The 13,592-nt window shown below is 44.6% G+C and carries 11 protein-coding genes; 4 read left to right on the top strand and 7 right to left on the bottom strand.

Translation table 11 applies throughout. From position 1 onward, the window contains the following. Positions 1-22 precede the first annotated feature (22 nt). A complete protein-coding gene (locus B3S92_RS03370; protein WP_296202738.1) occupies positions 23-292 on the top strand; it encodes a DUF2798 domain-containing protein in 270 nt (89 codons plus the stop codon). Between the two features lie 17 nt (positions 293-309). Here B3S92_RS03370 and B3S92_RS03365 read toward each other — a convergent pair whose 3' ends face one another. The 7 genes from B3S92_RS03365 to B3S92_RS03335 all read right to left on the bottom strand — a co-directional run bounded on the left by B3S92_RS03365 (position 310) and on the right by B3S92_RS03335 (position 9,048). Then, the gene (locus tag B3S92_RS03365; RefSeq protein WP_414706988.1) at positions 310-1,059 is read right to left on the bottom strand and encodes a hypothetical protein; all 750 of its coding nucleotides are present in this window, start codon (positions 1,057-1,059) and stop codon (positions 310-312) included. Positions 1,060-1,293: 234 nt separating this feature from the next. Then, positions 1,294-2,304 (bottom strand): murein tripeptide/oligopeptide ABC transporter ATP binding protein OppF, encoded by a 1,011-nt coding sequence (gene oppF / locus B3S92_RS03360; protein WP_349678944.1) that lies wholly within the window; start codon positions 2,302-2,304, stop codon positions 1,294-1,296. Positions 2,305-2,352: 48 nt separating this feature from the next. Then, the gene (locus B3S92_RS03355; protein WP_296202733.1) at positions 2,353-3,474 is read right to left on the bottom strand and encodes an ABC transporter ATP-binding protein; all 1,122 of its coding nucleotides are present in this window, start codon (positions 3,472-3,474) and stop codon (positions 2,353-2,355) included. 72 nt (positions 3,475-3,546) lie between these two features. Then, positions 3,547-4,452 (bottom strand): oligopeptide ABC transporter permease OppC, encoded by a 906-nt coding sequence (oppC, locus tag B3S92_RS03350; protein ID WP_296202731.1) that lies wholly within the window; start codon positions 4,450-4,452, stop codon positions 3,547-3,549. 109 nt (positions 4,453-4,561) lie between these two features. After that, complete coding sequence (gene oppB, locus B3S92_RS03345; protein WP_028857745.1) at positions 4,562-5,482, bottom strand: oligopeptide ABC transporter permease OppB; 921 nt, start codon at positions 5,480-5,482, stop codon at positions 4,562-4,564. An 84-nt stretch (positions 5,483-5,566) separates the two neighbouring features. Continuing rightward, positions 5,567-7,249 carry an ABC transporter substrate-binding protein gene (locus B3S92_RS03340; protein WP_296202728.1) on the bottom strand — a complete coding sequence of 561 codons (1,683 nt, stop codon included), beginning with the start codon at positions 7,247-7,249 and terminating at the stop codon, positions 5,567-5,569. A 197-nt stretch (positions 7,250-7,446) separates the two neighbouring features. Continuing rightward, entirely contained in the window at positions 7,447-9,048 is a 1,602-nt protein-coding gene (locus tag B3S92_RS03335; protein ID WP_296202768.1) for an ABC transporter substrate-binding protein, read from the bottom strand. 595 nt (positions 9,049-9,643) lie between these two features. Here B3S92_RS03335 and B3S92_RS03330 point away from each other — a divergent pair. The 3 genes from B3S92_RS03330 (at position 9,644) to B3S92_RS03320 (ending at position 13,537) form a co-directional block, all read left to right on the top strand. Beyond that, on the top strand, positions 9,644-11,803 hold the full coding sequence (locus tag B3S92_RS03330; RefSeq protein WP_296202727.1) for a DUF2157 domain-containing protein: 2,160 nt from the start codon (positions 9,644-9,646) through the stop codon (positions 11,801-11,803). Next, positions 11,800-12,393: a GDYXXLXY domain-containing protein gene (locus B3S92_RS03325; RefSeq protein WP_296202725.1), complete on the top strand. Its 594-nt coding sequence runs from the start codon at positions 11,800-11,802 to the stop codon at positions 12,391-12,393. Before B3S92_RS03330 ends, B3S92_RS03325 begins: the two co-directional genes overlap by 4 nt. 166 nt (positions 12,394-12,559) lie before the next feature. Next, the gene (locus tag B3S92_RS03320) at positions 12,560-13,537 is read left to right on the top strand and encodes a zinc-binding dehydrogenase (protein ID WP_296202720.1); all 978 of its coding nucleotides are present in this window, start codon (positions 12,560-12,562) and stop codon (positions 13,535-13,537) included. Positions 13,538-13,592 lie beyond the last annotated feature (55 nt).

Raw genomic sequence — 13,592 nt, 5'->3', positions numbered from 1 at the left:
TCATTCGCTGTAGGAAGGTCCCATGACAAAGTCTACTAAAGCAGCTCAGAAGCCCGCAAAAATACGCATCAGTATTAAGTTTTATCGCCTGATATTTACCGGACTCATGGCGCTACTCATGTCTTTAATCATCTCAGCAGCGCTAATATTGGTCAAAGAAGGCTATAACGATCTCTTCTTTGACCATCTGCTAAGCTCGTGGAAACTAGCCTTTGTCTTTGCTTGGCCCAGCGCTTACCTCTGTGCCTATCTCATACAGACTCATGTGTTGAGCCGTATTGATTTTTATTAAATAAAAACAGGCATCAATTATTCTGACATAGCCCCGATAAGCTGAATCGGGAAAGTTATCACATCAAAAGCCAAGGCAAAAGGCAGTAACACCAGCTTCTCAGCCGCATTATTGCCACTGCGTACTGCGCTTTGAGACTGGGTATAAATAGTGACCGGATAAGGCTTCGTTAAAGCATTGTACTTAGATTGAATCAAACTTAGATTACTGACTGCTGGATAAACCGCCCCTTTAATAGGCACAGTAAAGCAGAAACGCTGAGCCCCAATTCGCTGGTCACTGGCATCGGTACATTCTTTGCCACCATTTTGTAAAAAGAATTGGAAGTCGCTGCGCTTAAACTCATCCTTCAGCTTGGCGTACGACATTTTCATTTCACCCTGAAAATAGCCATCGTTGCGGGGTGAATAGAAATTCATATCACTGTCCACTTGGATGTTTTTTGGGGTCAAATTGGTCAAGATATTGACCATTTCAGGACCGCCTTGACTAAGCACATAGCTGTTTTTTTCACCAACAATAACCACACTACTCGCTGGCATATTGGGCAGCGCTTGAGCAGGACGACCAAAGGCTACCAACTGATCTTCAACCAACACTTGTTTGGCTGAGTTGCGGCTATTTTGACTGCTTTTGGATTCCATTAACTCAGTAGTGGCACACCCTGAAGTTAGCAGTAGCATCGCTAAGCCTGTGGCTCCCAGTGCGGTTTTTGCCATACTCGAGCTTAAAACACTGCTCTGTTGATATTTACTAAGTTTTTTCATAGAAGCTTCCTTGTTTCAATCAAGCTGTTTTTATAGTGAGTCTAATCTATAGCTTAGGGGTTAATTTAGGACCAAATTCAGTCTCTAAATCAAGGCTATTTAGTTGATCTAATATCTATCTTAACCGGTTACTCTTCTTTTGACTATATTTATTCAGTGCCCGTTTATTTACAGATAACGATTTTATTAAACGCAAATAACCCTCTGCAGTCGAACCCCTAAGCCCCCTCACTTCTAGGCCACTTCACCATTAGTACTGGGAACTTTGTTTTTTAGACACGCCACTTGATGATCTGCTCTGCCCTCTAGCACAGGCTTGGTTTGGGCACAGCCATCATCAGCGATAGGACAGCGGGTACGGAACACACAGCCTGACGGCGGATTGATTGGGCTTGGTAAATCGCCTTCCAACAACTGAATGGTCTTATTGCGCTCAATCTGTGGGTCAGGAATAGGAACCGCAGACATTAGTGCCTGGGTATAAGGGTGAGTCGGATGGCCATAAATAGCCTTGTCGGTTCCCAATTCAACCGCATTACCCAAGTACATCACCAGTACCCGATCTGAAATGTGCTTAACCACCGATAAGTCGTGGGCAATAAAGATAAGCGCAAGGCCCATTTCTTGCTGCACTTCTTGCAATAAGTTAATTACCTGCGCCTGAATCGATACGTCTAAGGCAGACACTGGCTCATCACAGATAATGAGTTTTGGCTTTAAGATAAGCGCACGAGCAATACCAATACGCTGACACTGACCGCCAGAGAATTCATGTGGGTAACGGTTTACCTGGTTGGCCAACAGACCCACTTTGGTCATCATGGCCCGTACTTCTTGCTCGACCTCTGCCTTAGATTTTTTTGGATAATAAGTGCGCAGTGGCTCAGCAATAATATCGCCCACAGTCATACGTGGATTCAACGACGCTAAAGGGTCTTGGAAAATCATTTGAATGTCTTTTCGGGTTAGACGCATCTGTTTTTTTGAGGCGCCCATGATTTCCTGACCATTAAACTTAATACTGCCTGAACGGGCCTTAACTAGGCCGATAATGGTCCGGGCCAAAGTCGATTTACCACAACCCGACTCCCCTACTACCCCTAAGGTCTCGCCGGCATAAAGGTCAAAAGAAACCCCGTTTACCGCTTTTAAAGTGGCCGGCTTTTGCCAGAAGTAGCTGCCTTTTTGTTTGATATCGAAGCTAGTGACCACCTCTCTGACTTGCAATAAAGGCGTGTCATTCACCACATCGATACGAGCACTACCAGTTTTATCGTTTGACTGTTGCATGAGTTACCCCTTTATCCCAGTGATGGTTTTGTCTTGAATGATATTTTCCTCACCCAACTCCTGAACCTGGTCCTGTGCATCCTGCGGCTCTGTATTGGCCACATCTTCAGGCTTCCAATGGCAAGCACGTTGACGGTCATTGGGTAAAAAATCCAAGGGTGGCGCCACGCTATAACAAATATCCATGGCATAAGGACAGCGCTCATAGAACGGACAGCCGGGGGGCAAGCTTAATAAGTTTGGCGGACTGCCGGGAATGGTTTCAAGTTTCCCGCTTTTATTATCCAAACGCGGAATCGCCCGTAGCAGACCTTTGGTATAAGGATGGGTGGGGTTGTAGAAGATATCTTCAGTTTCCCCATACGCCATGGTACGTCCGGCATACATGACTAAGACGCGATCACAGATACCGGCTACCACGCCTAAGTCATGGGTAATCATAATAATGGTAGTCCCAAAATCACGCTTTAACTCATTCATTAAGGTCATGATCTGCGCTTGTACCGTCACATCAAGGGCAGTGGTCGGCTCATCAGCGATCAGTAATTTGGGACGACACAACAGCGCCATGGCAATCATTACCCGTTGACGCATACCGCCTGAGAACTCGTGCGGATACATGCCAATACGTTTACGCGCTTCAGGAATCTTCACCGCATCGAGCATTTTAATGGCTTCTTCCCAAGCCTCTTTTTTACTCATGCCTTTATGCAAGATAAGTACTTCGGCCAACTGATCGCCGATTTTCATATACGGGTTTAACGAGGTCATCGGATCTTGGAAGATCATCGATACTTGCTCAGCGCGTAGCTTATTCAGCTCTTTTTCGCTTAGACCCAGTAGCTCTTTGCCTTGGAACAATACTGAACCATCAGTACGGCCGTTTTTGGCCAATAATCCCATAATGGCGAAAGCAGTCTGCGATTTACCGGATCCTGACTCCCCAACGATACCCAAGGTTTCTCCTTGGTGTAGATCGAAGTTTAGGCCGTTTACGGCAGTAACCTCTCCGTCTTCGGTTTTGAATTTCACAGATAAATCTTTTACCTGCAACAAGGTTGGCGCTTGTGTTACATCGCGACCACGTTGAGTCTCTTGTGCTAAGGTGTTGTTTCCTACTGTCATAATAAGTCTACCTGTATTGGCTGTCTGGCTATCAGATAATTAGGATGGGCGGTTTGAGAGTATTGCCCGCTATTAACGGTCTTTGGGGTCAAACGCATCACGCAGACCATCACCAATAAAGTTGAAACAAAATAGCGTCACTACTAAGAATACTGAAGGAATTAAAATCTGCCAGGGAGCTACTTGCATGGTTTGTGATCCTTCTTGCAATAAGGCGCCCCAACTGGTCATTGGCTCTTGAACCCCTAAGCCTAAGAAACTTAAGAAGGACTCAAATAAAATCATGCTAGGTACCAACAGTGAGGCATAAACCACCACAACACCCAAGACGTTAGGCACAATGTGACGCATAATAATGTTATAGCCCGAGACGCCGCCGACATGTGCTGCTTCGATGAACTCTTTGCTCTTTAAGCTCAAGGTTTGACCGCGTACGATACGCGCCACATCCAACCAAGACACCAAACCAATGGCCACAAAAATTAGCATTAGGTTACGGCCAAAGATGGTTACTAGTAAGATAACGAAGAACATAAAAGGGAAGGCGTTTAGGATTTCCAAAAAGCGCATCATAACCGCGTCAATCTTACCGCCTAAATAGCCAGAAGCAGCGCCATAAACGGTACCAAACAACACCGCCACTGTGGCCCCAGCAATACCCACTAACAACGAAATACGGCCCCCAATGGCAGTCCGTACTAATAAATCGCGGCCTAAGGAGTCGGTACCAAAGTAGTGCTTATTCTCAAAAGAGGGGGCACCTTGCATATAGCCCCAATCGGTTTCGGCATAGCCAAAAGGCGCAAACATAGGCACAAATATCACAAACAGTGTGACCAAAAACAAGATAACCAAACTGGCAATGGCCGCTTTGTTTTGATAAAAACGACGCCAAGCATCCTGCCAAAGGCTGCGGCCCTTAATGGCGTCTGCCGTAGGCGTTACTAAATCGATTGGCTTATCAGTGATAACAGTCATAGTCATCCTTGTTCTTAAATGGGTTACTTTAAATTAGGGTATTTAAAAGTCTAAGTTAAACGTCTGGGCAAGCGGTCATAATCAATTATGACCACAGCCTCAGCGACAGCTAATACTTAATTTGTGGGTCAATAACTGCATACAAAATATCGACGATGGCGTTAAAAGCAATGGTTAAAACCCCCACCAAAATGGTTAAGCTTAGCACCATGCCATAGTCACGGTTTAATGCCCCATTAACGAACAACTGACCGATGCCTGGTAAACCAAAGATGGTCTCAATCACAATAGAACCGGTAATAATACCCACAAAGGCAGGGCCTAAATAAGAGATAACCGGTAGCATTGCTGGACGTAGCGCATGCTTTAATACAATACGCTGCATCGGCAAACCCTTAGAGCGCGCGGTGCGAATGTATTGACTGTTCATCACTTCAATCATAGAGCCACGCATAATACGAGCAATACTGGCGGTATAAGCCAAGGCTAGTGCGGTCACCGGTAAGATAAGGTTTTGCACTGCCCCATTATTCCAGCCACCGCCTGGTAACCACTTCAAGGTAATGGCGAAAATAAGCACCAACAGCGGCGCTTTAACAAAGCTTGGAATAACCACACCGATATTGGCAAAGGCCATAACGATATAATCAATCCACGAGTTTTGCTTCAAAGCGGCCACAATCCCGAAGATAAGCCCCAATACTACTGCCAAGATAAAGGCATAAAGCCCCAGCTCAATAGACACCGGAAGGGCCTGCGCCAACAGTTCATTGACGGTGTAATCTTTATACTTAAAGGAGGGACCAAAATCACCCATCATAATCTGCTTTAGATAGTTCACATACTGCAGCCACATAGGGTCATTTAAATGATACTTGGCTTCAATATTGGCCATAACCGCAGGTGAGAAACTGCGCTCACCACTAAAAGGGCTACCTGGCGCTAACCGCATCATAAAAAATGACACGGTAATGAGGATAAACATAGTCGGAATGGCTTCTAATAGTCGCCGAAATATAAGCTTTAGCATAAACCCTCTGTTGTAAGTAATCCTACTAGCATAATGGGACGGTTAATAACGATATGGTTAATAAACAGGCAGTGCTGTCAGCAATTAATGCTTGGCAATCGACACGTCTTTCATGTGCCACACATCTAACGGATCATTTTCTGGGAAGCCTATCACGTAGGGTTTCACCAAACGCACCCCAACGTAATGGAACATATTTAAGTTTGGCATGTCGGCATCTAGCTGTGCTTCGGCTTGCTTATAAAGCTCAGCGCGCTGTTTGACATCCACCCCTTGTAATAAGGTTTGATCTAAGAGAGCATCGAACTTTGGACTTGAATACTTACCATGGTTGTTGGTGTTATCAGTCTTTAAGGTGTTCAAAAACGAAGAAGGTTCGTTATAGTCGCCACACCAGCTTGAGCGAGCGATGTCATAATCGCCGGTACGACGTGTATCAAGGTAGGTTTTCCACTCTTTGTTGACCAACTCTACTTGTACCTTGTCAGCCCCTAAAGCGTCTTTAATAAGAGAGCTAAAGGCCACTGCAATTTTTTTGTGGTTATCACTGGTGTTGTATAACAATTCAAACTTTAACGGATTGCTGGCACTGTAACCGGCCTGCTGTAATAAGCTGTTGGCCTCTTTAATCCGTTGCTCCTTACTCCAGCTTTGCCACTCTGGGGTAAAATTGCTCATGCCATTGGTAGACGGTGGGGTTAACTGATACGCTGGCTTTTGCCCTTGGCCCATCACTTTTTCCGCCACAATATCACGGTCAAAGGCCAACGCTAAGGCACGGCGAACGCGGACATCATTGAAAGGGGGTCTCACGGTATTGTATTTATAATAGTAAGTACATAGTCGGGGCGCGACACGCAGCTCGTTGCCCATAGCCTCTTTGATAGAGTCAAATTGTTCGGGCGGTACTTCAGCACTCACATCCACCTCACCGGCTTGATAGCGAGCGACATCAGTGGTCGGCGATGAAATAGGTAAGATGGTAACGGTATCTATGGTGGTATTGGCGTTGTCAAAATATTGAGGATTGCGCTTTAACACAATCTTGTCGTTAACTCGCCACTCACTCAAGGTATAAGGACCATTGACTACAATATTATTGGCATCGGTCCATTTATCGCCAAATTGCTCGATCGCTTTTTGCGGTACTGGCTTGGTTGAAGTGTGAATCAACATGTCTGGAAAATAAGGAACCGATTCGGTTAAGGTAACCTGCAGTGTCTTATCATCCAAAGCTTTGATACCCAGAGTTTCTAGGCTTGCCTCTCCAGCCATAATGGCCTCTGCCCCACTCACCTTAGCATCTACCAAATAACTGGCATAAGGGGACGCGGTATTGGGGTCGACCAAACGGCGCCAACTGTAAACAAAATCCTCTGTAGTGACCGGATCTCCATTGCTCCATTTGGCATCCCGTAGCTTAAAGGTCCAGACTTTATTGTCTGTACTCTCCCAGCTTTCAGCCATACCGGGCACTGTTTTGCCTTCGCGGTCGGTGTCTACTAGACCAATGAACATCTGACGAATGATATTGCCCTCAGGGACCGCTGACACTTTATGAGGGTCGATCGACTCAGGTTCGGCAGTATTATTAATGACAATACTTTGCTCTTCAGCAAGGGCGGTTTCAGCCTTACTGTCTGCGTCACTACTGTTATTAACCGCTTCTTTATCAGTACAGCCTATCAAGGTCGAACCTAATAAAGCGCTTAAGGTTAGCGCAACGGGCCATCGAGCCATCGAGCGAGCACGGGGGGACTTAATCATACAGACGTCCTTGTATAAAAAAAATAAACGACAAGTTACTTAACTAACGGCCAGTAACTACCTTAACTTTTAGCAGTATTTATAAAAAAACACTAAGCCCTAATAAGAAGAAGGCGCTTTACAATCATGCTTAGCGGCCTTCTTCTTGGGCTTACAGACCTAATTTCTCTTTATGGTTCTAAGCTAGGGTTTTAAGCTTAGTGCTTAGCCACTTTTAGGTCTTTTGCTTGCCAGTTATCTAAAGGATCTTTGGTTGAGAAACCGACTACGTATGGCTTAATTAGACGAGGGCTAACGTAGTGGTAAACGTTGACATTAGGCATATCAGCATCAAGCTGTGCTTCGGCTTGCTTATAAAGCCCAGCACGTTGCTCTGGCGTTACTCCCGCTTTTAACGTCTGCGCCATTATGCTGTCAAACTGAGCGCTTGAGTATTTACCTTGGTTATTGCTGTTGCCAGACTTGACGATATTTAGGAAAGTAGAAGGTTCGTTATAGTCACCACACCAACCGGCACGGGCCACTTGATAGTTACCATTGCGGCGTGTGTCTAAGTAAGTTTTCCACTCTTTGTTAATCAAGCTCACATCCACAAACTCTAAGGACTGCTTCCATAGCGAGCTAGCGGCTACCGCAATCTTCTTGTGGTTATCGCTGGTGTTATATAGCAGCTCGAATTTTAGAGGATTACTTTGACTGTAGCCCGCTTCTTTAAGTAGCTTTTTGGCCTCTTCTACTCGCTTGGCTTGATCCCAGCTTTCCCACTCTGGAGAATTGTTTTGCATAGCGTTGGTCGCTACTGGAGTCAATTGATAGGCAGCGGTTTGACCTTGACCAATCACTTTATCAGTAATGGTGTCACGATCTAAGGCAAGGGCTAAAGCACGACGAACACGAGCATCATTGAAAGGAGGCTTAACCGTGTTAAATTCGTAGTAATAAGTACAAAGCATTGGCGAGACACTTAACTCATCCCCCAACTGATCTTTTAAAGAAGCAAACTGCTCTGGTGGGATCTCATTGTTGGTAACATCAATCTCGCCTGACTGATAGCGGGCCACGTCAGTGGTGCTTGAAGGAATGGCCAACATAGTAACTTTGTTTAAAGTAGTATTGCCATTATCGTAGTAGCTTTCGTTACGCTCCAATACGATTTTGTCGTTCACTCTCCATTCACTGATTTTGTAAGGGCCGTTCACCACGATATTGGCAGGATCGGTCCATTTTTCACCAAACTGCTCTACCACTTTTTGGTTAACCGGTTTAACTGAAGTATGGATTAGGGTATCTGGGAAATAAGGGACAGGCTCAGAAAGAGTCACCTGGAAAGTTTTGTCATCAATCGCTTTTACGCCCAAGGCTTCAGTCCCTGCTTTGCCTTCTAAAATGGCATCAGCACCGGCAACTTTGGCATCGACTAGGTAGCTAGCATAAGGAGAAGCGGTGTTAGGATCGACCAAACGACGGAAGCTATAAACGAAATCTTCAGCGGTCACCGGATCACCGTTTGACCATTTTGCATCGCGAATTTTGAAGGTCCAAACTTTATTATCTTCGCTGTCCCAGCTTTCAGCCATACCCGGGATGGTTTTGCCATCAGGATCGGTGGTGGTTAAGCCCACTAGCATTTGACGAATAATAGCCGCTTCAGGTACGCCAGATACTTTGTGCGGATCTAGTGATTCTGGTTCAGCTGAGTTATTAATAACTAACTCTTGTGTTTCAGCTAATACACTGGGATCAATGTTTGCTGAGTTGCTAGTACCAGCCGATTTATCACCACAACCAACCATCATCATGGCGGCTACTAAGCTGGTAGGAATTAATACTTTCTTCACTAACGCGGTTGATTTACGCACAATAAAATCCTTTTGGGCAATGGCAAATAGAAGCCAAAATAGTTAGCTTCTTCAATAGTTTAAGTAGCTTCTCGGTCATAACAACCGCGAGCAATATAGGTCAAAAACAATTAATTAACAATGGTCACTTAAAGAGTAATATCTATTCATTAAAGTAACCAAAGCTTACAGCTGTTATTCATTATAGGTATATTAATAAAAAAAATATATCATCGTGTCAACAAATATTCATGTATTCACATTATGAAATTTAAACTTAATGGTTAATTATCAACCACTTACATTAGATTTGACTAGGAAGTTTATTTTCTTGTTATCTTGTAACTGACTGACTTAGTTTTAGCAGAATTGAAAAATTAGCCTAGTATCGCTAGTGGTTTAACCTAATAATTTAACCTATAGATTGAACGTGGTTACCTTTTACAAATATTGCCAATCCCTCTGTCTGCTGTATGCTGTTCTCATGCCCGCTGACAACACAGCGAGATTGTTACTCCCAAATTAGTAACCAGCAACCTATAGTATCGAGAGCATTATGACGTCCGCCTCTACCCCAACTTCGCCCCCCTCGAGCTCTCCAACTCAAACGGCTACCCCTGTTGTTAGCAGTGAGACTTGGTACCACTTCTTTATTCGATTTACTGCGATAACTTCTGCCATTTCACTGGTATTAGCTTTAGTGTTTTTCGTGGCTTATAACTGGATGGCTCTAGGTAAGCTGGGGAAATTTGGTTTAGTAGAGGTAGCCTTAGTCCTCACTGTTGTAGGCTATGCGCTACTGACTCATAAAGGTGTTTTTAAATCGGGTCAACCGCTGTTATTACTTATTGCCAGCCTGATAACTGGCAGCCTATTGGCCTTGGTGGGGCAGGTTTACCAGACGGGGGCTGACAGTTGGCAGCTGTTTTTTGGCTGGGCGGTTTTGATTATTCCATGGGTAATTGCGGCCCGCCTGCCAGCGCTTTGGCTGCTTTGGTTGGGACTGATTAACGTAAGCTTCCTGTTTTATACCTCAGCCGCTAGCTTTTTAGTTAACAGTGCCGTCTCCTTCGACTTACTGCGTCTGCTGGTCTTGACCGTGATAAACCTTGTGGCCCTTATCTTGGGTTTGATGGCATTTAAAGATAAAGCCCAGCCTAAGCTCAGCGGTCGCTCTTTGCACTGGAGCTTATATCTGATAGCCATAGTAGTGATATTTTGGGCAACACGCTTAGGTTTATTTTCCGTTTTTCTTTTCGAGGAAGGAGTAGCAACCCCCATCAGTCTTGCGGCGTGGGCGGGTGTTATGGTTTTCTTTTATTGGCGATTTTATAGACAGCAAATCGATCTGCTGATGCTTACCTTGCTTAGTGGTTCGATAATTCTAGTGCTGATGGTGATGGCCTCGCAGTATATTGCCCCTCATTTAGGTGATGCGGCTTTATTTGTTATGGCATTTTTACTCATTGGTCTCACTGCTTTTGCTGTAAATTGGTTACGCCAATTAAATCACTCTATAAAAAAGCCGTCCGCTGTGGCCGAGCAGTCCCCGCCTGAGTCACTGCCTCAGCCCACAATAGATCCAATTGCTGTAAAGGTAGAAGATATCCCTACCCTCTCTACAGTCAGCACTCCTTGGTATATACAGCTGTTACTGACCTTAAGTGGCCTGTTTTCTGGGGGATTAATAACCGGATTTTTAATGGTGGTTTTTGGCAATACTCTGCGTGATACGCTGATGAAGCTGATACTAAGCGGGCTATTGTTATTGGTTAGTTTTGTGTTGTTTAACCTAGGATTATTCAAACGTCAAAACTCTCACACTCTACATAAACCGTACACCTTTAGCGATGGTCTCGCCTTTGCTTTAAGTTTGTCAGCTCAGGTGTTTTTGGCGGTCGCTCTGGTTGAGCAGTTTGAAGCTACTGTGACCATAATTTCGACCTTTATGCTGCTTCAGTTAGTTTTGTTGATAGTCTTTAAAGACACCCTGCATCGTTTTTTCAGTGCCTTTATAGCTTTAGGGTGTTTGGTTTGGTTACTCAGCTATTTTCAATTACCTGAATTATCGGCTCCTTTACTGGCCCTGATTGCCAGTGTGGTCTCTTTGCCCAACTCTAAAGTAATGACTGCTGCTCAGGCCAGTGATACCCCAAACAAGTATACCCTGTTTAGACCCTTGAATTACGCCAGTACTATAGTGTTACTTATGGTGTCGGTGGTATTTATTGTCGCTGAAAACTCACAATCTATCGCTGGGATCGCAGGCGACTTTGTCTATAACTATTTCTTATCCCAAGGGCTACTTATCGCTGTTTGCTTATACGTGGCACACATTATTTTGAACCAGTATTCGTTAAAGCTCACCTCAAAAATAGGCCGACTTATTGCCTTAGCTGTTATCGGCTTAGGCGTGGTTTCTATTTATATCTCTGGCGTTTTGGCCACCAGCCTAGTAATTGTGTTGGCCATTGCCAATGCCAATAAGACCTTGTTGGCGTTAGGCATTAGTGCCCTGGTGGGTTATATATTTTGGTATTACTATCAGCTTGATACCAGTTTATTACAGAAATCAGGGTCCTTATTGGCGGTGTCCCTAGTGTTGTTTGCGATTTATAAACTCATAAAGATTGCCTACTCTGACGATACCAGCCTGCCTAAGCTTAAGACTGCCAGCCCTGAACAGACAACCACAAAAGATGAGGAGTTACCATGAGATCAGTTGGATTAAAGCCTACCGCTCAGGCCTCTTCTAAATTAAACCTATTACTGGCCATTGTTGGCCTGATAGTCGTGTTAGTAGCGGTGAATCTGAGCATCAAAAAATATGAAACCCATTTGGCAACCGCTGAGAAGGTACTCCTACAACTGGCCCCAGTTGACCCACGCAGCTTGATGCAAGGCGATTATATGGCCTTAAATTATGCTATCTCTGAGCAAATTATGGCGGCAATAGAACAGCAGTTAGTCCCTACCGAGGATCAACAGCCGATAGAAGAGTTATATAACCTGTCTCAAGACGGTTTAGTGGTGATTAGAAAGGATGCACAAGGTGTGGGTCATTTTGTGCGATTGGTCAGTCCGTCCGAGGAGGATCAATTAAGCTTGGCAAAAGAGGAATTGCTTTTGGCTTATCGTCTGCGTCAGGGCCAGCTAAAAATCGCTACCAATGCCTTCTTCTTTCAAGAAGGTCAGGCCGCGGCTTTTGAGCAAGCAAAATATGGCTTATTTCGAGTAAATGATAAGGGCGAGCCGTTGCTTACTGATATGGTCAATAGCGACTTTGAAGTGATTGATCCAGAGTAAACGTTGGCTCACAGCTACCCCGCGCTATTAACTGAATCGACTATTAACTAAAGTAATACTGATAGCCTCCTCGGTGCCTTGTTATGGTTATAACCACTATAAGATCAAACTAAAAAGATCAAACTAAAAACCTAATTGACGATTAATAATAAAAAAGGATTCTCCCATGCGCAGTGCTTCTTATAACGCTTTTGGCAAACCCTCTGAAGTTTTAAAAATAATTGACAGCCCTATGCCTGAACCTGGGCCCAATGAAGTTCGGGTAAAAACTATCTTAGCCAGCATCCACAATCATGATTTGATTACTGTGAAGGGACAATACGGGGATAAACCCGATTTACCCGCCACAGCTGGTAGTGAGGCTTTAGGGGTAGTCGATGCGGTAGGTGAAAATGTTAAAGGTTTCTCTGTCGGCGATCGTGTGGCCGCGGCCAGTGTTCACGGTACTTGGGCGGAGTACTTTACCGCGCCAGCCACTATGGTGTTCGCTGTGCCCGATGAGCTTGAAGATGAAATAGCAGCACAATTGATTGCCATGCCCCTTAGTGCCTTGATGCTGCTGGAGTTTATGCAGTTACAGCCGGGCCAATGGGCCATCTTAAATGCCGCTAACGGTGCAGTGGGGAAATCTTTTGCCATGATTGCTGCTGCCCGTGGTATCCCTACCATTAGCTTGGTGCGCCGAGCCGAAGCGGTTCAAGAGCTTACTAACTTAGGTATTAAACATGCTGTTGATACTTCCCAATCAGACTGGAAAGATAAGGTTCGTGAACTCGTTGGCGACTCTCAAATCAGTGCTGCTGTAGATTCTTTAGGCGGTGAGGCCAGCAATGATTTATTAGACCTATTGGGCGACAATGGCACCTTGGTTTCTTTCGGTGTTATGGCCGGTGAGCCCATGGTTTTAAACCCCAGTAATCTGATTTTTAAACAAGCAGTGATTAAAGGCTTTTGGGGCAGTAAAACCAGCCGTGAAATGGATATTGAAAACAAAAAACGCTTAATCAATGAGCTCATTGAGCGTGGGGTTAATAAACAGCTTACGCTACCGGTAGAAGCTATTTATGACCTTGAAGACATTAACGAAGCCGTTTCTGGCAAAGTTCAAAAAGGCAAGAAAGGAAAAGTCTTGTTGAAGCTGTAAAACGATTATTTAAGATATTAAAAAAGCACCCAATCGGGTAATGCCAGTCAGTTAA

This window comes from Psychrobacter sp. UBA3962 (assembly GCF_002385225.1).
Taxonomy (GTDB): Bacteria; Pseudomonadota; Gammaproteobacteria; order Pseudomonadales; family Moraxellaceae; genus Psychrobacter.
Note: the sequence above shows the minus strand (reverse complement) of the source record. Positions and strands in the feature narration are given on the sequence as shown.

Excerpts from the sequence above, each read along its gene's own strand:
- B3S92_RS03370 (WP_296202738.1), top strand. The coding sequence starts at position 23 with ATGACAAAGTCTACTAAAGCAGCTCAGAAGCCCGCAAAAATACGCATC.
- B3S92_RS03365 (WP_414706988.1), bottom strand. The coding sequence starts at position 1,059 with ATGAAAAAACTTAGTAAATATCAACAGAGCAGTGTTTTAAGCTCGAGT.
- B3S92_RS03355 (WP_296202733.1), bottom strand. The coding sequence starts at position 3,474 with ATGACAGTAGGAAACAACACCTTAGCACAAGAGACTCAACGTGGTCGC.
- oppC (WP_296202731.1), bottom strand. The coding sequence starts at position 4,452 with ATGACTGTTATCACTGATAAGCCAATCGATTTAGTAACGCCTACGGCA.
- oppB (WP_028857745.1), bottom strand. The coding sequence starts at position 5,482 with ATGCTAAAGCTTATATTTCGGCGACTATTAGAAGCCATTCCGACTATG.
- B3S92_RS03340 (WP_296202728.1), bottom strand. The coding sequence starts at position 7,249 with ATGATTAAGTCCCCCCGTGCTCGCTCGATGGCTCGATGGCCCGTTGCG.
- B3S92_RS03335 (WP_296202768.1), bottom strand. The coding sequence starts at position 9,048 with ATGATGATGGTTGGTTGTGGTGATAAATCGGCTGGTACTAGCAACTCA.
- B3S92_RS03330 (WP_296202727.1), top strand. The coding sequence starts at position 9,644 with ATGACGTCCGCCTCTACCCCAACTTCGCCCCCCTCGAGCTCTCCAACT.
- B3S92_RS03325 (WP_296202725.1), top strand. The coding sequence starts at position 11,800 with ATGAGATCAGTTGGATTAAAGCCTACCGCTCAGGCCTCTTCTAAATTA.
- B3S92_RS03320 (WP_296202720.1), top strand. The coding sequence starts at position 12,560 with ATGCGCAGTGCTTCTTATAACGCTTTTGGCAAACCCTCTGAAGTTTTA.